Origin of the sequence: Burkholderia savannae (genome assembly GCF_001524445.2) — a bacterium.
Taxonomy (GTDB): Bacteria; Pseudomonadota; Gammaproteobacteria; order Burkholderiales; family Burkholderiaceae; genus Burkholderia; species Burkholderia savannae.
Genome location: NZ_CP013417.1, coordinates 3319993 through 3344714 on the forward strand (window position 1 = coordinate 3319993; position 24722 = coordinate 3344714).

The 24722-nt window shown below is 67.5% G+C and carries 23 protein-coding genes; 4 read left to right on the plus strand and 19 right to left on the minus strand.

Going from position 1 to position 24722, the window contains the following annotated elements; genetic code table 11:
• Window positions 1-57: 57 nt before the first annotated feature.
• Both WS78_RS16330 and murU read left to right on the plus strand, forming a co-directional pair.
• Complete coding sequence (locus tag WS78_RS16330) at window positions 58-1092, plus strand: aminoglycoside phosphotransferase family protein (protein WP_059577277.1); 1035 nt, start codon at window positions 58-60, stop codon at window positions 1090-1092.
• Window positions 1093-1095: 3 nt separating this feature from the next.
• Window positions 1096-1830 (plus strand): N-acetylmuramate alpha-1-phosphate uridylyltransferase MurU, encoded by a 735-nt coding sequence (gene murU / locus WS78_RS16335; RefSeq protein ID WP_059577280.1) that lies wholly within the window; start codon window positions 1096-1098, stop codon window positions 1828-1830.
• Between the two features lie 310 nt (window positions 1831-2140).
• Here the strand turns inward: murU and WS78_RS16340 are convergent, their stop codons facing one another.
• A complete protein-coding gene (locus WS78_RS16340) occupies window positions 2141-4012 on the minus strand; it encodes an ABCB family ABC transporter ATP-binding protein/permease (protein WP_059577310.1) in 1872 nt (623 codons plus the stop codon).
• Window positions 4013-4380: 368 nt separating this feature from the next.
• Between WS78_RS16340 and WS78_RS16350 the strand changes: the two genes are divergently transcribed.
• Window positions 4381-4794 carry an acyl-CoA thioesterase gene (locus WS78_RS16350; protein WP_152611757.1) on the plus strand — a complete coding sequence of 138 codons (414 nt, stop codon included), beginning with the start codon at window positions 4381-4383 and terminating at the stop codon, window positions 4792-4794.
• Window positions 4795-4909: 115 nt separating this feature from the next.
• Here the strand turns inward: WS78_RS16350 and WS78_RS16355 are convergent, their stop codons facing one another.
• Window positions 4910-5389, minus strand: coding sequence for a nitrate reductase associated protein (locus WS78_RS16355; protein WP_038751184.1), 480 nt, complete (start codon window positions 5387-5389; stop codon window positions 4910-4912).
• A gap of 132 nt (window positions 5390-5521) precedes the next feature.
• Between WS78_RS16355 and fdhD the strand changes: the two genes are divergently transcribed.
• Complete coding sequence (fdhD, locus tag WS78_RS16360; protein ID WP_059577284.1) at window positions 5522-6346, plus strand: formate dehydrogenase accessory sulfurtransferase FdhD; 825 nt, start codon at window positions 5522-5524, stop codon at window positions 6344-6346.
• Between the two features lie 131 nt (window positions 6347-6477).
• On the opposite strand, the gene WS78_RS16365 is transcribed toward fdhD, so the two are convergent.
• From WS78_RS16365 to WS78_RS16445, 17 genes are all read right to left on the minus strand, one after another.
• Window positions 6478-7242 carry an enoyl-CoA hydratase gene (locus WS78_RS16365; protein WP_059577287.1) on the minus strand — a complete coding sequence of 255 codons (765 nt, stop codon included), beginning with the start codon at window positions 7240-7242 and terminating at the stop codon, window positions 6478-6480.
• A gap of 99 nt (window positions 7243-7341) precedes the next feature.
• Window positions 7342-8541, minus strand: coding sequence for an acetyl-CoA C-acyltransferase (locus tag WS78_RS16370; RefSeq protein WP_038751178.1), 1200 nt, complete (start codon window positions 8539-8541; stop codon window positions 7342-7344).
• 75 nt (window positions 8542-8616) lie between these two features.
• A complete protein-coding gene (locus WS78_RS16375; RefSeq protein ID WP_059577290.1) occupies window positions 8617-11052 on the minus strand; it encodes a 3-hydroxyacyl-CoA dehydrogenase/enoyl-CoA hydratase family protein in 2436 nt (811 codons plus the stop codon).
• A gap of 115 nt (window positions 11053-11167) precedes the next feature.
• Window positions 11168-12955: an acyl-CoA dehydrogenase C-terminal domain-containing protein gene (locus WS78_RS16380; RefSeq protein ID WP_038751175.1), complete on the minus strand. Its 1788-nt coding sequence runs from the start codon at window positions 12953-12955 to the stop codon at window positions 11168-11170.
• Between the two features lie 57 nt (window positions 12956-13012).
• Window positions 13013-13612 (minus strand): TetR/AcrR family transcriptional regulator, encoded by a 600-nt coding sequence (locus tag WS78_RS16385; RefSeq protein ID WP_004522799.1) that lies wholly within the window; start codon window positions 13610-13612, stop codon window positions 13013-13015.
• Window positions 13613-13810: 198 nt separating this feature from the next.
• The gene (clsB, locus tag WS78_RS16390; protein ID WP_059577293.1) at window positions 13811-15085 is read right to left on the minus strand and encodes a cardiolipin synthase ClsB; all 1275 of its coding nucleotides are present in this window, start codon (window positions 15083-15085) and stop codon (window positions 13811-13813) included.
• Entirely contained in the window at window positions 15082-15558 is a 477-nt protein-coding gene (gene nudB / locus WS78_RS16395; RefSeq protein ID WP_059577295.1) for a dihydroneopterin triphosphate diphosphatase, read from the minus strand. The genes clsB and nudB overlap by 4 nt, the downstream gene beginning before the upstream one ends.
• Before the next feature lie 266 nt (window positions 15559-15824).
• Window positions 15825-17627, minus strand: a complete 1803-nt coding sequence (gene aspS, locus WS78_RS16400) for an aspartate--tRNA ligase (RefSeq protein WP_038751170.1) — start codon at window positions 17625-17627, stop codon at window positions 15825-15827.
• A gap of 56 nt (window positions 17628-17683) precedes the next feature.
• On the minus strand, window positions 17684-18334 hold the full coding sequence (locus WS78_RS16405) for a DUF502 domain-containing protein (RefSeq protein WP_038751168.1): 651 nt from the start codon (window positions 18332-18334) through the stop codon (window positions 17684-17686).
• 67 nt (window positions 18335-18401) lie between these two features.
• On the minus strand, window positions 18402-18740 hold the full coding sequence (locus tag WS78_RS16410; RefSeq protein ID WP_059577298.1) for an FmdB family zinc ribbon protein: 339 nt from the start codon (window positions 18738-18740) through the stop codon (window positions 18402-18404).
• A 100-nt stretch (window positions 18741-18840) separates the two neighbouring features.
• Window positions 18841-19605 carry a methyltransferase domain-containing protein gene (locus WS78_RS16415; RefSeq protein WP_059577300.1) on the minus strand — a complete coding sequence of 255 codons (765 nt, stop codon included), beginning with the start codon at window positions 19603-19605 and terminating at the stop codon, window positions 18841-18843.
• A 64-nt stretch (window positions 19606-19669) separates the two neighbouring features.
• Entirely contained in the window at window positions 19670-21247 is a 1578-nt protein-coding gene (gene ubiB, locus WS78_RS16420; protein ID WP_059577303.1) for a ubiquinone biosynthesis regulatory protein kinase UbiB, read from the minus strand.
• 12 nt (window positions 21248-21259) lie between these two features.
• Window positions 21260-21907: a ubiquinone biosynthesis accessory factor UbiJ gene (locus WS78_RS16425; protein WP_059577306.1), complete on the minus strand. Its 648-nt coding sequence runs from the start codon at window positions 21905-21907 to the stop codon at window positions 21260-21262.
• A gap of 107 nt (window positions 21908-22014) precedes the next feature.
• Window positions 22015-23034, minus strand: a complete 1020-nt coding sequence (locus WS78_RS16430; protein ID WP_052145131.1) for a Tim44 domain-containing protein — start codon at window positions 23032-23034, stop codon at window positions 22015-22017.
• A gap of 42 nt (window positions 23035-23076) precedes the next feature.
• Window positions 23077-23808 (minus strand): bifunctional demethylmenaquinone methyltransferase/2-methoxy-6-polyprenyl-1,4-benzoquinol methylase UbiE, encoded by a 732-nt coding sequence (gene ubiE / locus WS78_RS16435; RefSeq protein ID WP_038751157.1) that lies wholly within the window; start codon window positions 23806-23808, stop codon window positions 23077-23079.
• Between the two features lie 48 nt (window positions 23809-23856).
• Window positions 23857-24270: a gamma-butyrobetaine hydroxylase-like domain-containing protein gene (locus tag WS78_RS16440; protein WP_038751156.1), complete on the minus strand. Its 414-nt coding sequence runs from the start codon at window positions 24268-24270 to the stop codon at window positions 23857-23859.
• The gene (locus tag WS78_RS16445; RefSeq protein ID WP_038751154.1) at window positions 24267-24710 is read right to left on the minus strand and encodes an HIT family protein; all 444 of its coding nucleotides are present in this window, start codon (window positions 24708-24710) and stop codon (window positions 24267-24269) included. The genes WS78_RS16440 and WS78_RS16445 overlap by 4 nt, the downstream gene beginning before the upstream one ends.
• Window positions 24711-24722 lie beyond the last annotated feature (12 nt).

Below are 24722 nucleotides of genomic sequence, written 5' to 3' on the forward strand. Positions count from 1 at the left end.
GCGTCAAAAAAGTCGTGGGGTATTATATGGCAAGACGTTCCCCCTCCCCGACTTTCAATGACGCAGCCTCCAGCCGATCCCCGTCTCACCCGTCTGCGCACCTGGCTCGCCGCTTTCGCCGGCCGCTACGCGCTCGACCCGGCGTCGCTCGCCCCGGCGTCCGCCGACGCGAGCTTCCGCCGCTATTTCCGCGTCGCGAGCGCGGCCGCGCCGGGCGGCACGGCGATCGCCGTCGACGCGCCGCCGCCCGAGAAGTGCCGCGAGTTCGTGCAGATCGCGCAATTGCTCGACGCGGCGGGCGTGCACGCGCCGAAAGTGCTAGAGCACGATTTCGACGCGGGCTTCATGCTCGTCACAGATCTCGGCACGCGCTCGTACATCTCGGCACTCGACCCCACCGCGCCCGCCGCCGCGCGGCCGCTGATGCGCGACGCGCTCGACGCGCTGATCCGCTGGCAGCTCGCGTCGCGCGAAGGCGTGCTGCCGCCGTTCGACGAAGCGTTCCTGCGCCGCGAGATGGAGCTGATGCCCGAGTGGTACGTCGGCCGGCATCTCGGCAAGACGCTCCCGGACGACGCGCGCGGCGTGCTCGACCGCACCTTCGCGCTGCTGATCGCGAGCGCGCAGGCGCAGCCGCAGGGCTACATGCTGCGCGACTTCATGCCCCGCAACCTGATGATCGCGCAGCCGAACCCCGGCGTGCTCGACTTTCAGGACGCGGTCTACGGGCCGCTCACGTACGACGTCGTATCGCTCCTGCGCGACGCGTTCATCAACTGGGACGAGGAGTTCGAGCTCGACTGCTTCGCGTACTACTGGGAAAAGGCGAGGAAGGCGGGGCTTCCCGTCGAGCCGGACTTCGGCGAGTTCTACCGGCAGCTCGAATGGATGGGCCTGCAGCGCCACATCAAGGTGCTCGGCCTGTTCGCGCGGATCAACTACCGCGATCACAAGCCGCACTATCTCGCCGACCTGCCGCGCTTTCTCGGCTACGCGCGGCGCGTCGCGCTGCGCTACCGGCCGCTCGCGCCGTTCGCGAAACTCCTCGACGAACTCGAAGGCAAGACGGCCGACATCGGCTACACGTTCTGAACGATGACGCACACACTCGATACGGCGATGATCTTCGCCGCCGGGCGCGGCGAACGAATGCGCCCGCTCACCGACACGACGCCGAAGCCGCTTCTTGCCGCCGGCGGCAAGCCGCTGATCGTCTGGCAGATCGAGCGGCTCGCCGCGGCGGGCATCCGCACGATCGTCGTCAATCACGCGTGGCTCGGCGCGCAGATCGAGGCCGCGCTCGGCGACGGCTCGCGCTGGGGCGTGCGGTTGCGCTACTCGGCCGAGCGCGAGGCGCTCGAGACGGCGGGCGGGATCGCCCAGGCGCTGCCGCTCATCGAGGACGGCGCGGGGCCCAAGGTGTTCGTCGGCGTCGCGGGCGACGTCTACGCGAACTTCGATCACGCGACGCTGCGCACGCGCGCGGCCGCGCTCGCGGCGGCCACCGAGCCCGGCATGCACCTCGTGATGGTGCCGAACCCGCCGTTCCATCAGGCGGGCGATTTCGCGCTCGACGGCGACGGCCTGCTGTCGCTCGACGGCGCGCCGCGCGTCACGTTCGGCAGCATCGCGCTGTACGACACGCGGATGTTCCGCGCTCTGCCCGCCGGCACGCGCCGCGCGCTCACGCCCTATTATCGCGAGACGATCGCCGCGCGCCGCGCGACGGGCGAGCTATACACGGGGCTGTGGGAGAACGTCGGCACGCCCGCGCAGCTCGGCGAACTCGATGCGGCGTTGAGGGCTCCCTCCGGCCGGTCAGTCTGCTGATCGATTGGATGTCCGGTTAGCCGTTCGGCTGATCGGCTGATCGATTGGCTCGGCCGCTCGGCCGGTCGATCGCTTGGCTGCACGCCTGCTCGAGCGCTCGACCGGTCAGCCGCTTGGCTTCCCGTTGCGCTCATGCTCGACTGCGCGGCTTTCGGTGAGTTTCACGGTTTCGCGATTGCTCGGCTTTTCGGCTTTTCGGCTTTTCGGCTTTTCGGCTTTTCGGCTTTTCGGCTTTTCGGCTTTTCGGCTTTTCGGCTTTTCGGCTTTTCGGCTTTTCGGCGCCGCATCGTCGCGGCGGCCGCCGCCGCCGTCAAACCTCTTCCGCCGCCGCGCCGTCGGCCGCCGCGCGCTGCTGCTGCAGCGCCCACATCTGCGCGTAAAGGCCGTCCGCGCGCAGCAGTTGCGCGTGCGTGCCGCGCTCGACGATGCGCCCGTGGTCCATCACGATGATCTGGTCCGCATGCACGACGGTCGATAGCCGGTGCGCGATCACGAGCGTCGTCCGGTGCCGCGCGATCTGCTCGAGCTCGTGCTGGATCGCGCGCTCGGAGCGCGAATCGAGCGCGGACGTCGCCTCGTCGAACAACAGAATCGGCGGGTTCTTCAGGATCGTCCGCGCGATCGCGACGCGCTGCTTCTCGCCGCCCGACAGCTTGAGCCCGCGCTCGCCGACCGGCGTGTCATAACCCTTCGGCAAGCTCTCGATGAACGCGTGGATGTGCGCGGCGCGCGCGGCCGCGATCACCTCGTCGCGCGTCGCCGAAGGCCGGCCGTACGCGATGTTGTAGTAGATCGTGTCGTTGAAGAGCACCGTGTCCTGCGGCACGATGCCGATCGACGCGCGCAGCGTTTCCTGCTTCACGTCGCGGATGTCCTGGCCGTCGATCGTGATCGCGCCGCCCGCCGTGCGATCGAGGTCGTAGAAACGGAACAGCAGCCGCGACAGCGTCGACTTGCCCGAACCGCTGTGGCCGACCACCGCCGTCGTCGTGCCGGCGTCGATCGTGAAATCAACGCCGTGCAGGATCTGCCGCGACGGCTCGTAGCTGAAATTGACCCGCTCGAAGCGCACCTGCGCGCCGCTCACCTTCAGCGCGCTCGCGCCGGGCGCGTCGTCCACTTCGCGCGCCGCCGACAGCAGCCCGAACATCCGGTCCATGTCGGTCAGGCTCTGCTTGAGCTCTCGGTAGACAACGCCGAGGAAGTTGAGCGGAATGTACAACTGCAGCATGAACGTGTTGATGAGCACGAGATCGCCGAGCGTGAGCTTGCCCGCGAGCACGCCCTGCGTCGCGCGCCACAGGATGAACACGAGCCCCGTGCCGATGATCACCTGCTGGCCGAAATTCAGGAACGACAGCGAATTCTGCGAGCGGATCGCAGCCTTCCGATAGCGCTTCAGATTTTCGTCGTAACGCTGCGACTCCCATTCCTCGTTGCCGAAGTACTTGACCGTCTCGTAGTTGATCAGCGAATCGATCGCGCGCGAGTTCGCCCGCGAATCGAGCTCGTTCATCGTGCGGCGGAAATGCGTGCGCCACTCGGTCACCTTCACGGTGAACCCGATGTACGCGACGAGCGCGGCGAAGGTCACGTACGCGTAGTACGCCTCGTACTTGACGACGAAGAAGCCGAGCACGAGCCCCACTTCGACGAGCGTCGGCAGGATGCTGTAGAGCGAATACGAGATCAGCTGCTGGATGCCGCGCGTGCCTCGCTCGATGTCGCGCGACATGCCGCCCGTCTGCCGCTCGAGATGAAAGCGCAGCGACAGGCCGTGCAGATGCCGGAACACCTGCAGCGCGAGCCGCCGCACCGCGCTCTCCGTCACCTTCGAGAACAGGATTTCGCGCAGCTCGGTGAAAAGCGACGTCGACAGCCGCACGAGCGCATAGGCGACCACGAGGAGCCCGACCCCGCTCGCGAGCACGATGCTCGCCGACTGCTCGGCGCGGCCGAGCGCGGTCAGTTGCTGGACGGCGGCGAGGCCGTCGACGATCCGCTTCATCACGACGGGCACGCCGAGGTTCGCGACCTTCGCGCCGATCAGGCACGCGAGCGCGAACGCGACGCGCCACTTGTAGGCAGTCAGATACGGCAGCAGCGAGCGGATCGTCTGCCAGTCGTTGCGCGGCCCGGTCACGACGGGCGCGGGCTCGGAGGAAGCGGGATAGCGGCGCATGGGGAGTTCGTGGTTCGCTTCGTCGGTGAAAGTGCGCGTGCTTGGGGCCGTAGCCGTCGCGCGGTGCGGCGTACGCGGCGGGGCTCCGGCGGCCGAATCGCGCAGATCGTCGCGCATGGTCGAATGGCATGGCGCGAAGGCACAACCCGCATGCGACCAGCGCGGCCCGGCGTGCGCGGCTCGGCGTGCGCGGCTCGACCTACGCAGCCCGACCTACGCGCCGCGGCGTGTGCGGCGCGGCCCAAGTTCACACTTTCTCGTACAATTTCATAACTTTGCATTGTCGCAGAAGCCGGTTCGCGCCGCTGCCCGCCGCCTCGCAGGCGCCGGTCCGCGAAAACGCGCGAACCGGCCGTTTTTCTTACAGGATGGAAGCTTCAACCATGACCGATTCGTCCCTGCAACTCCCGCAAAAACCGCCCGCGCTGCGCGTCGTGCCGCAACCGTCCGACGCGAACGTCCACGGCGACGTGTTCGGCGGCTGGATCATGGCGCAGGTCGACATCGCGGGCTCGATCCCGGCGAGCCGCCGCGCGAACGGCCGGGTCGCGACGGTCGCGGTCAATTCGTTCCTGTTCAAGCAGCCGGTGTTCGTCGGCGATCTGCTGAGCTTCTACGCGAGCATCGTGAAGACGGGCAACACGTCGGTGACCGTCGACGTCGAGGTCTACGCGCAGCGGATGAGCCTGATGAGCGAGATCGTCAAGGTGACGGAAGCGACGCTCACCTACGTCGCAACCGACGCCGATCGCCGCCCGCGCGCGCTGCCGCCGCTCGAATAAGCGCCGCCGCGTTTTGCGCGCGTTTCGCCCGCGTGTTGCACCGGCGCGCGGGCCGCGCGGGCCGCGCACGGGGCGCCGCGGCGATGCGCGCCGCGATTTGCTTTGCCTCGCCCGCTCAGTGCGCGGCGAGGCCGAACTCGCGCATCGCCGGAATGAAGTCGTGATTGAGCTTCGGCTTGCGCGACAGCTTCGCGAGCACGTAGCGCTGAAACGGCGTGAGCGTCGCCCACTGCACGGCGGACGGCGCCGGCAGCCCGGCCAGCCCGCTCTGCGCGACGAGCGCATCCGGCACCATCTCGACGCCGCGCCAGGCCGGATGCTCGTCCGGCTGGAACCACGTCGGCTCGACGTTCGCGTGCGTGCGCAGCATCTCGAAGAGCGCATGATCGAAATTCGGCTCGATCACGACGTCTTCGTCGGCCGGAAAGCGCGCGAGCAGCTTGCGATCCTCGATCGGCAGCATCTGCCATTGCTCGAGCGAGATCCTGAGCCCGAAGCGGTCGAGGTTGAAACGGACGATCATCGGAATGTAAGTCAGATCCTCCGACGATTCGATTTCGAAATTGAACAGCAACGGCGCGTCGCTCAGTCCCATGTTTGCACCCACTATGACGTTTGCCGGCACGTTTGGCCCGTCTGGAGTATTTTAGAACCTTCGCGACGAGCGGGGCGTGCCGCCTGACGTCGCGCCCCGCTCGCCCATCCCGCCCAATCGAAGGAGCCCCCCGTGAGCCTGTCCGAAACCGTCGAACCCCGCGGCATCGTCGAGCTCGCGGTGCGCAGGCGGCGCGGCGACGCGTTCGAGGCGGTCGTCGACAGCGTCGGCCAGGAATGGCCTGTCGCGCTCGTGTTCAACGGCATCTCGCATGCGGTGATGATGTGCACGCCGCGCGATCTGGAGGCGTTCGCGGTCGGCTTCGCGGTGTCGGAGGGCATCGTCGGGCGCGGCAGCGACGTGAAGGACATCGAGGTCGTGCTGCACGGCGACGGGCCGCTGCCGCACGCCGAAGTGCAATTGACGGTCGTCCAGCAGGCGTTCGCCGCGTTGAAGGAAAAGCGCCGCGCGCTCGCGGGGCGCACCGGCTGCGGCGTATGCGGAATCGAAAGCATCGATCTGCTCGATCTCGTGCCGGAACGCGTGCCCGATACCGGCTTTCTCGCGCGCCTCGCGCCGGATGCGATCGCACGCGCGGCGCGCGATCTTCCCGCGCATCAGGCGCTCACGCGGCAAACGGGCGGCCTGCACGCGGCCGCGTGGTGCGACGCGGCAGGCGCGATCGTCCATGCGTTCGAGGACGTCGGCCGCCACAACGCGCTCGACAAGCTGATCGGCACGCTCACGCTTGCGCGCGCCGACATGACGAACGGCTTCGTGTTCCTGTCGAGCCGCGCGAGCTACGAGCTCGTGCGCAAATCCGCGCGCGTCGGCATTCCGATGGTCGCGACGATCTCCGCGCCGTCGTCGCTCGCGATCGAGATCGCGCGGCAGGCCGGGCTGCGGCTCGTGAGCTTCTGCCGCGAGGCGGGCTACGTCGACTACGGCACCGCGTAGCGCGCCGCCGCATCGCCATTCGTGCGCGCCGGCGAGCGACGAGCCGCCGCGCCGGAATTCGCACGCGGACGGGGCGGCCGGCAAGCCGCCGCCTCGCGCAGCCGCCGCAGCAGCAGCGGCCGCAGCCACGCTCAGTCGAATTGACGGAAGTCCGGCTTGCGCTTCTCGAAGAACGCGGTGATCGCCTCGCGCACTTCGGGCGAGCGCAGCATCTTGCCGAACTGCTCGCCTTCCTCCGACATCCGCGCGGCGACTTCCGCGCCGGCCCCCTTCTTCAGGAACGCCTTCGTCGCGCGCAGCGACGACGCCGGCAGCGCGACGAGCTTCGCCGCCTGCTCGGCCGCGAACGCGTCGAGGTCCGCGGCGGGCAGCACGCGGTTCACGAGGCCGATCCGGTGCGCTTCGAGCGCGTCGAACGGCTCGCCGAGCAGGAGCTTCTCGGCGGCGACCTGATGGCCGGCGAGGCGCGGCAGCAGCAGGCTCGACGCCGCCTCCGGGCACAGGCCGAGCTGCGCGAACGGCAGCGACAGTTGCGCGGTGTCGGCCGCATAGACGAGATCGCAATGCAGCAGCAACGTCACGCCGATGCCGACCGCGACGCCCGCGACCGCCGCGACGATCGGCTTTTGCGCGCTCGCGATCTGGCGCAGGAACTGGAACACAGGCGCATTCTCGTCCTTCGGCGGCGCCTTCATGAAATCGTCGAGATCGTTGCCCGCGCTGAAGTTGCCGTCGCTGCCGCGAATCAGGATCGCGCGCACCGATTTGTCGTCCTGCGCCGCGGCGAGCGCATCGGCCATCGTCTGGTACATCGCCGCGGTGATCGCGTTCTTCTTCGACGGGCGCGCGAGCGTGATCGTCAGCACGCCGCCCGCGTTTTCGACCTGGATATCCATCTGAGCCGTCTCCATGGCTGTTTCCTGCGATAAACAAAAGAAAACGGTGCGCGAGCTGGCCGCCCGCGCACCGTCGTCATCATGCGTCGCGCGCTCCGCTCAGAGGCGCTCGATGATGCCCGCCGCGCCCATGCCGGTGCCGACGCACATCGTCACCATCCCGTACTTCAGGTTGCGACGGCGCAACCCGTGCACGACGGTTGCCGCGCGAATCGCGCCCGTCGCGCCGAGCGGGTGGCCGAGCGCGATCGCGCCGCCGACCGGGTTGACCTTCGACGGATCGAGGCCGAGATCGCGGATCACGGCGAGCGACTGCGCGGCGAACGCCTCGTTCAGCTCGATCCAGTCGATGTCGTCCTGCTTCAGGCCCGCCGCCTTCAGCGCGGCCGGAATCGCTTCCTTCGGGCCGATGCCCATGATCTCCGGCGGCACGCCGCGCACGGCGAAGCTGACGAAGCGCGCGAGCGGCGTCAGGTTGAACTGCTTGAGCACCTTCTCAGACACGACGAGGAGCGCGCCCGAGCCGTCCGACGTCTGCGAGCTGTTGCCCGCCGTCACCGAGCCCTTGTTCGCGAACACCGTCTTCAGCTTCGCGAGGCCTTCGAGCGACGTGTCCGCACGCGGACCTTCGTCGAGCGCGATCACGCGCGTGTTCGTGTCGATCGCGCCCGTCGCGAGATTCGGGAAGCGCTCGATGATCGTGTACGGCGCGATCTCGTCCTTGAACTCGCCCGCCTGCTGCGCGGCGAGCGCCTTCCGGTGCGATTCGACCGAGAACGCGTCCTGGTCCTCGCGGCTCACCTTCCACTGCTCGGCGACGCGCTCGGCCGTGAGGCCCATCCCGTAGGCGATGCCGACGTCTTCGTTGCGATCGAAGATGTGCGGCGACATCGACGGCTTGTTGCCCATCATCGGCACCATGCTCATCGATTCGACGCCGGCCGCGAGGATCGCGTCCGATTCGCCGACGCGAATGCGGTCCGCCGCCATCGCGAGCGCGGTGACGCCCGACGCGCAGAAGCGGTTCACCGTCACGCCGCCGACCGTGTTCGGCAGGCCCGCGAGCAGCGCGCCCATCCGCGCGACGTTCAGGCCCTGCTCGGCCTCGGGAATCGCGCAGCCGACGATCGCGTCTTCGATCAGCTTCGTGTCGAACTCCGGCACCTGCGCGATCGCCGACTTGATCGCGTGGACGAGCAGCTCGTCCGGGCGCGTGTTCTTGAATGCACCGCGGGGCGCCTTGCCGATCGGCGTGCGGCTTGCGGCGACGATGTATGCGTCTTGCAACTGTTTGCTCATTTCTCGCTCCTGTCGACCGGAGCCGGCGCCTCAGCGCCGACTCCGGTCCCATGCAAAGTTGTCCGCTCGACCCGATCAGTTGCGAACCGGCTTGCCGGTCTGCAACATGCCCATGATCCGCTCCTGCGTCTTCTGCGTACCGAGCAGCTCGACGAACGCACGGCGCTCCAGCGCGAGCAGCCATTCCTCGTCGACCGTGCTGCCGGCCTCGACGTCGCCGCCGCACACCGCCTCGGCGATGCGGCTCGCGATCAGGAAGTCGTGATCGCTGATGAAGCGGCCGTCGCGCATGTTGACGAGCTGGGCCTTGATGGTGGCGATCGCCGAGCGGCCGGCCACCGGGATTTCCTTCGCCTTCAGCGGCGCGCGGTAGCCCGCCGCCGCGAGGCCGCGCGCTTCCTTCTTCGCGACGTCGAGCAGTTCGAACACGTTGAACACGATCGTGTCGGACGGCTTCACGTAGCCCATCGCGCGCGCTTCGTGCGCGGACATCGACACCTTCGCCATCGCCGCGTTCTCGAACGACTTCGTCAGGAACTTGAGCAGCTCGCTCGTCATGCCCGCGGCCGTCGCCGCTTCCGCGCCGCGCAGCGCCGCTTCCTTCAGGCCGCCGCCCGCCGGCACGAGGCCGACGCCCACTTCGACGAGCCCGATGTAGCTCTCGACGTGCACGACGCGCTTCGCGCTATGCAGCATCAGCTCGCAGCCGCCGCCGAGCGCCAGGCCCGACACCGCCGCGACCACCGGCACGTGCGCGTACTTCACGCGCAGCATGCCTTCCTGGAACTTCTTCACGAACGGCTCGATGCCCGCAGCGCCGCCCATCATGAACGCGGGCATCGCCTCTTCGAGGTTCGCGCCGGCGGAGAACGGGCCGCCCGGATTGCCGAGCTTGAGCGACGTCGGCTGCCAGATCACGACCGCCTTGTAATCCTTCTCGGCGAGATCGATCGCCTGCGCGAGGCCGTCGATCACGCCCGGGCCGATCGTGTTCATCTTCGACTTGAACGACACGATCACGACGTCGTCCTCGCCCGCGCGGTCGTCCACCCACGCACGCACCGAGTCGGTTTCGAACAGCGTCTTGCCGAACGTCTTCGGATCGCGGCCCGCTTCGCCGAGCAGCGGCGCGCGGAACACCTGATTGCCGTAGACAGCGAGATTCGAGCGCGGCGCGAAGCGCTTCGTCGCGGGCGACCACGAGCCTTCGGCCGTGTGCACGCCGCCCTGGTCGGCGACGACGCCTTCGAGCACCCACGCGGGCAGCGGCACGCCGGCGAGCGCCTTGCCGGCCGCGATGTCTTCCTGCACCCACTCGGCAACCTGCCTCCAGCCCGCGGCCTGCCAGCCTTCGAACGGGCCTTCGTTCCAGCCGAAGCCCCAGCGGATCGCGAGGTCGACGTCGCGCGCGTTGTCGGCGATCGACTCGAGGTGGAACGCGATGTAGTGGAACACGTCACGGAAAATGGACCACAGGAACTGCGCGTGCGGATGCTGCGTCTCGCGCAGGAGCTTCAGGCGCTCCGCGGGCGGGCGCTTCAGGATGCGGCCGACGGTCTCGTCCGCCTTCGCGCCGGAATCGACGTACGAAAGCGTCTTCGCGTCGAGCACCTTGATCGCCTTGCCTTCCTTCTTGTAGAAGCCGCCGCCCGTCTTCTGGCCGAGCGCGCCCTGCTCGACGAGCTTCGCGAGCACGGCGGGCGTCTTGTAGACCGGGAAGAACGGATCGTCGGCGAGGTTGTCCTGCATCGTCTTGATCACGTGCGCCATCGTGTCGAGGCCGACCACGTCCGCCGTGCGGAACGTCGCCGACTTCGCGCGGCCGAGACGGCTGCCGGTCAGATCGTCGACTTCGTCGAAGCGCAGGCCGAACTTCTCGGCTTCGGTGATCACGGCGAGGATCGAGAAGATGCCGACGCGGTTCGCGATGAAGTTCGGCGTGTCCTTCGCGCGCACGACGCCCTTGCCGACGACGCTCGTCAGGAACGTTTCGAGCTGGTCGAGGATTTCGCCGCGCGTGTGCGTGGTCGGGATCAGCTCGACGAGGTGCATGTAGCGCGGCGGGTTGAAGAAATGCACGCCGCAGAAGCGCGCCTTCAGCTCGTCGGCGAAGCCGTCGGACAGCGTCGTGATGGACAGGCCCGACGTGTTGGTCGCGAAGATCGCGTGCGAAGCGATGTGCGGCGCGACCTTCTTGTACAGGTCGTGCTTCCAGTCCATCCGCTCGGCGATCGCCTCGATCACGAGGTCGCAGTCGGCGAGCTTCGCGATGTCGTCTTCGTAGTTCGCGGGTTCGAGATATTTCGCGTCGTCCTTCACGCCGAACGGCGCGGGCGACAGCTTCTTCAGGTTCTCGATCGCCTTCAGCGCGATGCCGTTCTTCGGGCCTTCCTTGGCGGGCAGATCGAACAGCAGCACCGGCACGCACGCGTTGACGAGATGCGCGGCGATCTGCGCGCCCATCACGCCGGCGCCCAGCACGGCGACCTTGCGAATGTTGAAATTGCTCACGGGACTCCTCCGGATTGAGCCGCGCGTCGCCGGTCGTGAGGACGCGCGCGCGGCGTGTGAGTGCTAAGAATCGGTCGTTCGGGCGGTGCGCGTCGCGCGCCGCCCGGCGGTCGCGTTAGAACAGCGCTTCGTCGACTTCCATCATCGTCTTCGCGCCGGCGCGCGCGAGACGGATCGACGCCGCCGTTTCCGGCAGCAGGCGCGCGAAGTAGAAGCGCGCGGTCGCGAGCTTCGACTTGTAGAACGGATCGCCCGACGCTTCCTTGTCGAGCGCGATGCGCGCCATCCGCGCCCAGAAGTACGAGAACACCAGATGACCGACGGTGCGCAGGTACGGCACGGCAGCCGCGCCCACTTCGTCCGGGTTCTGCATCGCCTTCATGCCGACTTCCATTGTCAGCTTCTGCACCTTCTCGCCGATGTCGGCGAGCGGCGTGACGAATTCGGACATTTCGGGCTTCACGCCTTCCGCCTCGACGAACTCGGCGACGATCTTGCCGAACTTCTTCAGCTTCGCACCCATGTCGCCCAGCACCTTGCGGCCGAGCAGGTCGAGCGCCTGAACCGAGTTGGTGCCTTCGTAGATCATGTTGATCCGCGCGTCGCGCACGTACTGCTCCATGCCCCATTCGGAGATGAAGCCGTGGCCGCCGTAGATCTGCATCGCGTGGTTCGTGCACTCGAACGCGTTGTCGGTCAGGAACGCCTTGATGATCGGCGTGAGCAGCGCGACGAGATCCTCCGCCTCCTTGCGCACCGCCTCATCCCCGTGCGACAGCACCTTGTCGATCTGCAGCGCCGACCAGTACGTGAATGCGCGCGCGCCTTCCGCGTACGCCTTCTGCGTGAGCAGCATGCGGCGCACGTCCGGGTGAACGATGATCGGATCGGCCGGCTTGTCCGGCGCCTTCGGGCCCGTCAGCGAGCGCATCTGCAGGCGCTCCTTCGCGTACGTGAGCGAGTTCTGGTACGCGACTTCCGTGAGGCCGAGGCCCTGCATGCCGACGCCGAGACGCGCGGCGTTCATCATCACGAACATCGCGTTCAAGCCCTTGTTCGGCTCGCCGATCATCCAGCCCTTCGCGTTGTCGAGGTTCATCACGCACGTCGAGTTGCCGTGGATGCCCATCTTGTGCTCGATCGAGCCGCACTTGACGCCGTTGCGCTCGCCCGGCTCGCCCGACGCCTCGGGGACGAACTTCGGCACGATGAACAGGGAGATGCCCTTCGTGCCATTCGGCGCGTCCGGCAGGCGCGCGAGCACGAGGTGAACGATGTTCTTCGAGAGGTCGTGTTCGCCGCTCGAGATGAAGATCTTGGTGCCGGTGATCGAATACGTGCCGTCGCCGTTCGGCTCGGCCTTCGTGCGCAGGATGCCGAGGTCGGTGCCGCAGTGCGGCTCGGTCAGGCACATCGTGCCCGTCCATTCGCCCGACACGAGCTTCGGCAGATAGAGTTTTTGCAGCTCCGGCGCGCCGTGCGCGTGCAGACATTCGTACGCGCCGTGCGACAGGCCCGGATACATCGTCCATGCCTGGTTCGACGAATTCAGCATTTCATACAGCGCGTTGTTGACGAACGCGGGCAGGCCCTGGCCGCCGTAATCGGGATCGCAGCCGAGCGCGGGCCAACCGGCCTCGACGTACTGCTGATACGCTTCCTTGAAGCCCGTCGGCGTTTTCACGACGCCGTCGCCGACATACGTGCAGCCCTCGCGGTCGCCGACCTGGTTGAGCGGGAAGAGCACCTCCGAGCAGAACTTGCCCGCCTCCTCGAGCACCTGGTTGATCGTATCGGCGTCGAGATCAGCATGCTTGGGCATCTGCTTGACCTCGGCTTCGACGTTCAGAAGCTCGTGCAACACGAATTGCATGTCGCGCAACGGCGCGGCGTACTGTCCCATGACTCTCTCCAAGATAAGGCAATCGGCTCGAGCTCCCCGGCGGCGGTCGTGCCGCCGCTAACGGCTCTCGCTCTGGTACGAAACAATCGTCTTTTCAAGCGCGGCCCACGTGAGGCGCACGGCGTCCGGCTGATGCAGGAAGCGTGCGTCGTGATGCAGACCGAGCGTGAAGCTGTACAACTCGAAGAGCATCAGGTTCGGATCTGTGTCCGCACGCAGATGCCCCTCTTCCTTCGCCTGCGAAATCGCGCGCAGCAGCGCGGCGCGCCACGCTTTCACGCTCGCGATCAACTGCTCGCGCACCGCGCTGTCCGGGCGATCGTCATATTCGACGGCGCCGCTGATGTAGATGCACCCCGTCGTCACTTCCTGGATGCGCTTCTCGATCCAGCGCGCGAGCATCGCCCGCAAGCGCGGCAAACCGCGCGGCTCGCGCAGGCTCGGAAAGAACACCTCGTTCTCGAAACGATGGTGGTACTCGCGCACGACCTCGACCTGCAAGTCGTCGCGCGATCCGAAGTGCGCGAACACGCCGCTCTTGCTCATCTGCATGCGCTCGGCCAGCAGGCCGATCGTCAGGCCCTCGAGCCCGTCACGGCTGGCAAGGTCCAATGCTGCTTCGAGTATCGCGGCACGCGTCTGTTCGCCTTTTCGCATAGCTTTTAATAACCGTTCAAGGTGACCGAATAAAATCGAACGGCCGTACTATTATTGAGTGCGGCCGTCGGCGAAACAAGGAAATTATTAGAAATCGGTTTCTAACCGTCCCCGCTATTTTGCAGGGTCGCGCGCCCTTGGGAGGAGGCCCTGTGCAGGCCGCGGCGCGCCGCTTGCGCAAGCGAATGAAGCGAATGCTTAGTCGTATCCGCCGACCGTCAGAAGCTTCATCGCGCCCCGGTACGCGGTGTACGCGAACCAGTTGAGGAACCGCTCGACGGCGGGCCGCGCCGCATAGAGCGCGGGGTCGATCTCGCGGCCGTCGGCGAACGCGGCGGCGATCGCGTCGCGCAGCGCGGCCGTCTCTTCGCGGTGCCGCACGAGCACGACGTTCGCCTCATTGTTCAGCATCAGGCTGAGCGCGTCCAGATTCGACGAGCCGACGGTCGCCCAATGATCGTCGATCACCGCGACCTTGCCGTGCAGCATCGTCCGGTCGTATTCGGCAACCCGCACGCCCGAGCGCAGCAACGCATGATATAGGAACGGCACCGCCATATCGAGCGACGCGAATTCGTTGCGCCCGATCAGTATCCGCACGTCGACGCCGCGGCGCGCCGCGCCGGCAAGCGCGCGGCGCAGCTTGCGCCCCGGCATGAAGTACGGATTCGCGAGCAGGATCGACTGGCGCGCGCGGCCGATCGCGGCGAGATACGCCTTCTCGATCGCGCGCCGGTTCACGACGTTGTCGCGCGCGACGAACGCGGCGCTAGGCTCGGTCACGTTGCGCAGCGCGCCCGCCTTCACCCAGCGGTGGCTGCGCATCCAGCGGCGAAAGCGCGCGGCGAACGCCGGGCTGTCGACGCCGTGCGGCATGAACTCCGCAAAGCGCTTGTGGCCGGCCGCGATCCGGTGCCACTGCACCTCGAACGCCGCGCGTATGTCGGCGACGACAGGCCCTTGCAGCTCGAGCGCGAAATCCCAGCGCGGATACGGCAGGCGCTCGCCGTTCTGCTCGAAGTCGTCGACGATGTTGATGCCGCCGCAGAACGCGTGCGCGTCGTCGACGACCGCGAGCTTGCGGTGCGTGCGCGAGAAGCCGAAGCGGCCGAACAGATAGGGGTTGTAGATCTGGTGCTCGACCCCCGCGTCGGGCCACGTGCCGAACAGCGGCAGGCGCTCGGTGCCGATTCCGTCGGTGATGACCCGCACGTGGACGCCGCGCGCGGCCGCGCGGATCAGCGCGGCTGAGACCGCGCGGCCCACCGCGTCGTCGCGAAAGATGTAGGTTTCGAGCGCGATGCGCTCGCGCGCGGCATCGATCCGCTCGATCAGCGCGGGGAAGAACGCCGCGCCGCCGTCGCAAAGCCGCACCACATTGCCGGACGTGAACGCGAGCCGCGACGCGGAGCCGCGCTCGTGCAGGAACATCTGCCGCAACTGCGCGAGACGGTGGCGAGTCTTGCCGCTCATGCGGCGCGCGACGCGAGGCGCTCGGGCAACTGCAGGATCGCCTGGGCGTTCGACGGCGAATAGCAGCGCGCGGCCGCGTCGCGATAGGGCAGCCACAGATAGTCGGTGTGCTCGCGCGGCGACAGCGTCACGTCGACGCGCCCCGGCACCTCGAGGCTGAACCAGTGCTCGGTGTTGCGCGTGACGCCGGGCGCGTAGCGGTGCAGATATTGCGGGTAGATCGTGTATTCGATCGCGTGATGCCAGTCGACGAGCGCGGCGGGCGGAACGCCTGGGCTGCCGACGACGATGCCCGTCTCCTCGGCGACTTCGCGCGCGGCGGCCTGGGCGATCGGCTCGTCGAGCGCATCCTTCGACCCCGTGACGGACTGCCAGAAGTCGGGCTGATCGGCGCGCTTGATGACGAGCACGTCGAGCGCGGGCGTATGGATCACGACGAGGACGGATTCGGGGATTTTCGGCGGTTTCGTCATCGGGAAGTCATCGGCGCCAGCCCGCGCGAAACGGCGGGCAGCGCGGCACCGTCAAAAAACCATGGGTCCGACTGTACCGCAAAAAACGAAAAAGGCGCATTGCGCGCCCATTTCTGCGGTTTCCTTCGGCTACCGCCGATGCCAGCCAAACGCCATCGAATGCGGTGGCCGGAGACAGTGGCCGAATGCGGTCGGTTGCCGCCGGCCGCGCCGAGCGCGGGCCGATCCGGAAACCGGATTCGGCCGCGGCCGGCGCGCGGCGCGCCTTACGCCTTCGGCTGCTCCGGCTGGCGCAGGCGGATGTGCAGCTCGCGCAGCTGGCGCTCGTCGACGGGGCTCGGCGCCTGCGTGAGCAGACACTGCGCGCGCTGCGTCTTCGGGAACGCGATCACGTCGCGGATCGAATCGGCGCCCGCCATCATCGTGACGATGCGGTCGAGGCCGAACGCGATCCCGCCGTGCGGCGGCGCGCCGTACTGCAGCGCGTCGAGCAGGAAGCCGAACTTCGCCTGCGCCTCTTCCGGCCCGATCTTCAGCGCGCGGAACACCTTGCTCTGCACGTCCTCGCGGTGGATACGCACCGAGCCGCCGCCGATTTCCCAGCCGTTCAGCACCATGTCGTACGCCTTCGCGAGGCAGCGGCCCGGGTCGGTCTCGAGGTATTCGAGATGCTCGTCCTTCGGGCTCGTGAACGGATGGTGCGCGGCGACATAGCGCGCGTCCTCGTCGTCGTATTCGAACATCGGGAAATCGACGACCCACAGCGGCTTCCAGCCCGACTCGACGAGGCCGCTCGCCTTGCCGAACTCCGAGTGGCCGATCTTCAGGCGCAGCGCGCCGAGGCTGTCGTTGACGACCTTCGCGCGGTCGGCCGCGAAGAAGATGATGTCGCCGTCTTGCGCGCCCGTGCGCTCGAGGATCGCCGCGATCGACGCGTCGTGCAGGTTCTTGACGATCGGGCTTTGCAGGCCGTCGCGGCCCTTCGCGCGCTCGTTGACCTTGATCCACGCGAGACCCTTCGCGCCGTAGATGCGCACGAATTCCGTGTAGCCGTCGATGTCGCCGCGCGTGAGCTCGCCGCCCTTCGGCACGCGCAGCGCCGCGACGCGGCCGTCCTTCGTGTTCGCGGGCGTGCTGAACACCTTGAAGTCGACGTCCTTCATCGCGTCGGTGAGCTCGGTGAATTCGAGCTTCACGCGCAGGTCCGGCTTGTCCGAGCCGAAGCGCGCCATCGCCTCGGAATACGGCATCACCGGGAATTTCGCGTCGAGCTCGACGTCGATCGTCGTCTTGAAGATGTGACGGATCATGTCCTCGAACAGGTCGCGGATTTCCTGCTCGCCGAGGAACGACGTCTCGCAGTCGATCTGCGTGAATTCCGGCTGGCGGTCGGCGCGCAGATCCTCGTCGCGGAAGCACTTCGTGATCTGGTAGTAGCGATCGAAGTTCGCGACCATCAAGAGCTGCTTGAAGAGCTGCGGCGACTGCGGCAGCGCGAAGAACTGGCCCGCGTTCACGCGCGACGGCACGAGGTAGTCGCGCGCGCCTTCCGGCGTGCTCTTCGTCAGCATCGGCGTTTCGATGTCGATGAAACCCTGTTCGTCGAGGTACTTGCGCGCCTCGATCGCGACGCGGTAGCGCAGGCGCAGGTTGTGCTGCATTTGCGGACGGCGCAGATCGAGCACGCGGTGCGTGAGGCGCGTCGTCTCCGACAGGTTGTCGTCGTCGAGCTGGAACGGCGGCGTGACCGACGCGTTCAGCACGTTCAGCTCGTGGCACAGCACTTCGATCTTGCCGCTCTTCAGGCCGGCGTTGACCGTGCCTTCCGGACGGCTGCGCACGAGGCCCTTCACCTGGATGCAGAACTCGTTGCGCACGCCTTCGGCGGCCGTGAACATTTCGGCGCGATCCGGATCGCACACCACCTGCACGAGCCCTTCGCGATCGCGCAGGTCGATGAAGATCACGCCGCCGTGATCGCGGCGACGTTGGACCCAGCCGCACAGCGACACCGTCTGGCCCAGCAGGTGTTCGGTCACGAGACCGCAGTATTCAGTTCGCATCGACATGATGTTTGCTTTCTTTCGTAGTGGTCAACGGGGAGAGCCGCTCTCTCTCCCGGGCATTACATAGGCGGCTCGACGGGGCGGCGCGCGGGCGCGGCCGCGGGCGCCGGGGGCGCGACGACGCCCATCGAGACGATGTACTTGAGCGCGGCGTCGACCGACATGTCGAGCTCGACGACCTCGCTTTTCGGCACCATCAGGAAGAAGCCGGACGTCGGATTCGGCGTCGTCGGCACGTAGACGCTCACGTACTCTTCCTTCAGGTGATTGACCACGTCGCCGCCCGGCGTGCCGGTGAGGAACGCGATCGTATAGGCGCCGCGGCGCGGATACTCGATGAGGAGCGCCTTGCGGAATGCGTTGCCGCTGCTCGACAGCAGCGTGTCGGACACCTGCTTCACGCTCGTGTAGATCGGCCCGACGACGGGAATGTGCCGCACGACCGCATTCCACCAGGTGACGAGCTTCTGGCCGATGAAATTCTGCGTCGCGAGCCCGACGACGAAGATGAACGCGAGCGTCAGCACCGCGCCGATCCCCGGCAGCCGGAAGCCGAGCAGCCGCTCCGGCTGCCACGATTCGGGCAACAGGAGCAGCGTCTGATCCATCGTGCCGATGATGAGCCCGAGCACCCACAGCGTGATCGCGAGCGGGACGAGAACCAGGAGTCCGGTCAAAAACACCGATTTGAGGGTCGTCTTTTTCATCATCTGCCGTCGAAAAATCGCGCCGGTTCGCCAGGCGCGGAGCGCGCCGCCGACACGGGCGGCGCAGCCGTCAAGTGCTGCTCGCGGGCGCGGCGGCGGGCGCGGGCGCGGCCGGCGCGCTCGCCGCCGCGCCGTCCGATGCGGCGGCGGGCGCTGCCGCCTTGTCGCCGCCCGCCTTGTCGCCGTCCGCGGCCGACGCGCCTGCCGGCGCGCTCTTGCCGCCCGAACCGCCGCGGAAGTCCGTCACGTACCAGCCCGAACCTTTCAATTGAAACCCGGCCGCCGTGACCTGCTTGCGAAACGCGTCCTTCCCGCATTCCGGGCACTGCGACAGCGGCGCGTCGCTCATCTTCTGAAGCACATCCTTCGCGTAACCGCACGCTTCGCAACGATAGGCGTAGATCGGCATGGTATTTTCCCGCAGAAACAATAACCGGTATAAAAGGCTTGCAAAGCCTTGAATTATAGCCGAAAGGCGGACGCCACCCCGGGTCCGCGCCAGCGGGCCGCTACAAGCGGCGCCACGCGAGCCAGCGCTCGCGTCCGGCGAACACGGGCAGCGAATCGGCGACGGGCTCGTCCTCGACGAGCGCGAAGTATGGGCAAAGCAGGGCGTCGAGCTCCGCGCGCTCGATTCCGAACGGCGGCCCCTTGCGCGTCGCGCCGATGAAAAAGAAGCCGGCGAGGAAGCCGCCCGCCGGCAGCAGTTCGGCCATTCGCCGCGCGTAGTCGGCGCGGCGGCTTGTCGGGATCGCGCACAGGAACGCGCGCTCGTAGATCCATTGCGGGACGAACGGCGGCGCGTACGTGAAGAAGTCGGCCTGCTCGACGAGCTCCGCGTCGTCGCCCAGCTCGCGGCGCGCGGCCGCGACCGCCTGCGCGGAGAAGTCGATCGCCCGCACGGGCCAGCCGGCGCGCGCGAGCCAGCGCGCCTCATATGCGCTTCCGCAGCCCGGGATCAGCACGGGGCGCGCCGGATGCCGCGCGGCGAACGCGGCGAACGCATCCGGCACGCGCGAGGCGTCCCACGGGATGAAGCCCTGCTCGAAGCGCTCGTCCCAGAACGATGCGTCGCCCGGGTCACGCGTCGCGAATTTCGCCTCGGACGATTCGGACGGAGCGGCGGGCGCGGCCGGAGCGGCAGGCGCGGCCGTGGTGCCCGAAGTAGCCAAAGTAGCCGGAGCGGCCGGGATCGCCGAAGCCGCCGCGCTCGCCGGTTTCGCATCGCCCGCCGCATGCGCGGCCACATCGGATTTCTTCGTTTCGCTCGTCATACCCGTTGCTCGCCTTTCCCGCGCCGGCTGTGGGCGGCGCTCGTCTGAATTCTGCGCCCCGCGCTCAGCCGCCGTACGCGATGACGATCAGTACCCGCGCGATCACCGCGCCCGCGCCGACCGCGAGCCCGAACACGAGGAGCGCCTGCAGCAGCCGGTTGGTCCGCTTCTGCTCGACGAGTATCTGCCGGATCAGGTCGTCGCTGATCGCGCGCGGCGCCTCGTGATGCGCGGTGAGCGCCTGATGGACGAGGCGCGGCAGCTGCGGCAGCGTCTTGCTCCACTGCGGCGCCTCGACCTTGAAGCGCTCGTACCAGCCGCGCAGCCCGATCTGCTCGGCCATCCAGCGCTCGAGATACGGCTTCGCGGTCTTCCACAGATCGAGCTCCGGATCGAGCGAACGGCCGAGCCCCTCGACGTTCAGCATCGTCTTCTGCAAGAGCACGAGCTGCGGCTGGATTTCGACGTTGAAGCGGCGCGACGTCGAGAACAGGCGCATCAGCACCTGGCCGAGCGAGATGTCCTTCAGCGCGCGGTCGAAGTACGGCTCGCAGACCGCGCGGATCGCGCTTTCGAGCTCCTCGACGCGCGTATCGGGCGGCACCCAGCCGGATTCGAGATGCAGCGTCGCAACGCGATGATAGTCGCGCTTGAAGAACGCGAGGAAGTTCTGCGCGAGGTAATTCTTGTCGAAATCGGACAGCGCGCCGACGATGCCGAAATCGAGCGCGATATAGCGCCCGAAATGCTTCGGATCGAGGCTCACCTGGATGTTGCCGGGGTGCATGTCCGCATGGAAGAAGCCGTCGCGGAACACCTGCGTGAAGAAGATTTCGACGCCTTCGCGCGCGAGCTTCGGAATGTCGACGCCCGCCGCGCGCAGCGTGTCGACCTGGCTGATCGGCACGCCCGCCATCCGCTCCATCACGAGCACGCTCGGCGTCGAGTAATCCCAGAACATCTCCGGCACGAGCAGCAGGTCGAGCCCCACGAAGTTGCGGCGCAGCTGGCTGCCGTTCGCCGCCTCGCGCATCAGGTCAAGCTCGTCGTGCAGGTATTTGTCGAATTCGGCGACGACCTCGCGCGGCTTGAGCCGCCTGCCGTCCGCCCACAGGCGCTCGGCCCACGTCGCGATGTCGCGCATCAGCGCGAGATCGGAATCGATGATGGGCAGCATGTTGGGACGCAGCACCTTGACCGCGACCGCCTTGCCCTTGTGCTCGCCCTGCTTGAGCTTCGCGAAGTGCACCTGCGCGATCGACGCGCTCGCGACGGGTTCCCGCTCGAACGCATCGAACAGCTCGTCGATGCGCGCGCCGAGCGCCTTCTCGACGAGACCGATCGCAACCGCCGAATCGAACGGCGGCACCTGGTCCTGAAGCTTCGCGAGCTCGTTCGCGAAATCGACGGGCAGCAGATCGCGCCGCGTCGACAGCACCTGGCCGAACTTCACGAAGATCGGCCCGAGGCTTTCCAGCGCGCGGCGCAGCCGCACCGCGGGCGGATCGGAGAAACGGCGCCCGATCGTCGTGATGCGCAGCAGGAGCTTCACGCGACGGTTTTCGATACGCGACAGCATCACCTCGTCGAGGCCGAAGCGGATGACGGTGAAGACGATTTTGACGAAACGGAAAATGCGCATGCCTTGCGGCCCTCACTGCGCGCGTCGCGAGCTGCCGCCCGCGCGCGCGTCGATTTTTTGCTCCAGTCGTTCGATCCGCTTCTCGACGCGCGCGAGCGCGTCCCGCGCCCGCGCGAGCTCCGCGTCGAAATCGGCGAGCACGCTCTTGCGCACGACCTGCGGGTTCTCGTCGAGCCAGTATTCGGCGATCGAATCGAGCACGTTGCGGCCGGAACGGCGCGCGTGCTCGCCCGTCGAACGCACGAAGGTCGCGATCCGGTGCGCGGCCGCGTCGCCGACGATCTTCGCGAGATCCTCCTCCGGCTCCCAGCGCAGGTGCTCGGCAAGCTTCGCGATCTGGGTCGCGAACTCCGCGTCGCCGTCGATCTTCACGTGCTTCATCACGGCCGCCTGACCGCCCTGCACGAACGCGGCCGCCGCGTCGAACGGGCCGCCCGTGCCGCCGCTCGACAGCGCGATCGACACGTCGAACTGGCGCGCGTCGTGCGCGTCGACGGCGGCGAGATAGCCGTCCGGCTGCACGAGCAGCACGAGCGTCACGGGCGGGACTTCGAGCCGGGCGGTCTTGCCGGCATAGGGAATCAGGCGGTCGCGCGCCCAGGATTCGCGGGCGAGCAGGTGATTGACGGCGGCGGCAAACGGCTTGGCGGCAAGGGTCATCTGGCTGGCAATGAAAAGCCCGCGCAGGCAGGGCGCCTGCGCGGGCTTCTATTGTAACGTCGGTTCGGCCGCGGCCTCGCGAGGCGCGACGCTCGGCACGACTTCCGTCAGTGCGTGCTCGCCTGCTGGATGCCCGCGAGGAGCCAGCCCTGGCTGCCGGCCTTCGACAGATTCCACACTTCGTCGAACGGCTCGGCCGCCGCGCCCTGCGCCTCTCGGATGAGGCCGTGGAAGCGCACGCTCGCGAAGTGCTCGTTGCCGCGATCCTCGACCGCGAGCAGCTCGGCGTCGAGCTGCACGACGTCCGTCTGGTTCGCGCCCGCGCCGCGGCCGTCGAGATCGATCTTCACTTCGGCGAACATCTCGGGCGTCGTGAATTCGCGGATGTCGGCGAGGTTGCCCTCGTCCCACGCGGCCTGCAGGCGCACGAAATAGACCTTCGCGTTACGCAGGAACGCTTCGGTATCGAAGCCCGCCGGCACCGCAGGCGCGGCGGCCGCAGCGGCCGTCGTCGCGGCGGCCGCGCCGCCGAACACGCGCTGCGCTTCGCCCGCGTACGAACTGCCCGAGCCCCCGAACGCGCCGTTCGGCGACGCCTCGCGCCGAGCGCCCGCATCCTGGCCGTAACCGCCTTGGTTCAGCGACGGCTGGCCGCCCGCGTAGGCGGGCCGCTGCGCGCCGCGCCGGTTCATGAACTTGCGGACGAGCCAAATGCCGACCATCGCGAGAAGCGCGATCACGATGACGTTCGCCATCATGCTGGCGAACGCGCCGCCGAGCCCCAGATGCGACAGCAGCGCCGCGATGCCGAGGCCGGCCGCGAGCCCCGCGATCGGGCCGAGCCAGCGCGAGCGATTCGGCTGCGCGGCGGGCGCCGGCTGCTGGCGCGGCGCCTGGGCGGGCGCCGCCTGCTGCATCGGCTGCTGCGCGGGCGGCGTCGCCTGGCGCTGCTGCAGCGTCTGCGACTGGCGGCCGACGCTGCGGCCGCCGCCCATGCGCTTCGCCTCGGCGTCGAGCGACGCGAACGTGCCGGCGGCGAGGAGGCCGACCATCAGGAACGTGCCGATTCGCCGCGCCAACGACTTCGGCTCTCTGCTGCGGTTAAACGACGAACGCGATTCGGACATCCTGGCCTCCAAGCTGAAAGGAAATTGTATGGATGGAACCCCTTAATACTTGGTTCCCACGTGTAAAGCTACCACGCCACCTGACAAATTGTAATATTTGACGGCGTCGAGCCCAGCTTGTTCCATCATCGTCTTCAGCGTGTCCTGATCCGGGTGCATCCGGATAGATTCAGCAAGATACCGATAACTGTCGGCATCTTTCGCGAACTTGTCGCCAAGCCACGGTAATACTTTGAAAGAATAGAGATCGTACGCTTTTTTCAGCGGCTCCCAGACTTTCGAGAATTCGAGCACCATCACGCGGCCGCCCGGCTTCGCGACGCGGCGCATCTCGGCGAGCGCGGCGTCCTTGTGCGTCATGTTGCGCAAGCCGAACGCGACGGTGACGACGTCGAAGTAGTTGTCGGGAAACGGCAGCTTCTCCGCGTCGCAGAGCAACGACGGCGTGACGACGCCCTTGTCGAGCAGGCGGTCGCGGCCCACGCGCAGCATCGATTCGTTGATGTCCGTGTGCCAGACTTCTCCCGTCGGCCCCGCGGCCTTCGCGAACGCCTTCGTCAGATCGCCCGTGCCGGCCGCGAGGTCGAGCACCTTGAAGCCCGGCCGCACGTTCGCCTGCGCGATCGTGAACGCCTTCCACGCGCGGTGCAGGCCCGCCGACATCAAGTCGTTCATCAGATCGTAGTTGCTCGCGACCGAGTGAAACACCCCCGCGACTTTCTTCGCTTTTTCGTTTTCCTCGACGGTCTCAAAGCCGAAGTGGGTTTTGCTCATCGCGTTGATCCTCTATCAATGGCAAACGGCGCCGCCCGGCGCCGTCGTTCAGTGGTGGTGGCCTCGCGGCAGCGAGTCCGCCGGCATTGGCGCGTCTCGCTCGACGCCCGCCGCCTTCAATTTGTCGAAATATTCGCGCCAGAGCGCGTCCTGCCGGGTCGCGAGCTCGTACAGCAGCTCCCACGAATAGATGCCCGTCGAATGGCCGTCCGAGAACGTCGGCTTGAGCGCATAGTTGCCGACCGGCTCGAGCGCCGTGATCGTCACGTCGCGCTTGCCGGTCTGCAGCGTCTCCTGGCCCGGCCCGTGGCCGCGCACTTCGGCCGACGGCGAATAGACGCGCATCAGCTCGAACGGCACGCGAAAGCTCTCGCCGCTCGGATACTGCAACTCCAGCACGCGCGACACCGCATGGACGACGACGCCGGACGGCACGGGCGCCGTCGAAGCCTGGCCGCTCATGCCCGGCCTCCGCTCACCGCCTGCTCGATCTCCTCGTGCACCGCGTTGTGCAAGAGGGTCGCCTGCGCGGCGCGCAGCCGCAGCAGCGCGTCGGACACCGACCGCTGGCGCGGCGCCCAGATCGGCTGCGGGAAATGCGCGTCGTTCGAGAAGCGCGGAATCACGTGCCAGTGCACGTGCGGCACCTGGTTGCCGAGGCTCGCGAGATTCACCTTCGTCGGCTGCATCACCCGCCGCACCGCCTTCTCTACCGCGTAGACGATCCGCATCAAATGCGCGCGCTCGGCCTCGTCGAGATCGGAAAACTCGGCGACGTGCGCATGCCAGATCACCCGGCAGAAGCCCGGGTAATCGGTTTCGGTCGTCGCGAGGACGACGCGCACCGCGTCGTCCTTCCAGAGCAGCTCGCCGCCATCTTCGCGGCAGAATACGCAATCCATCGTCAATTCCTT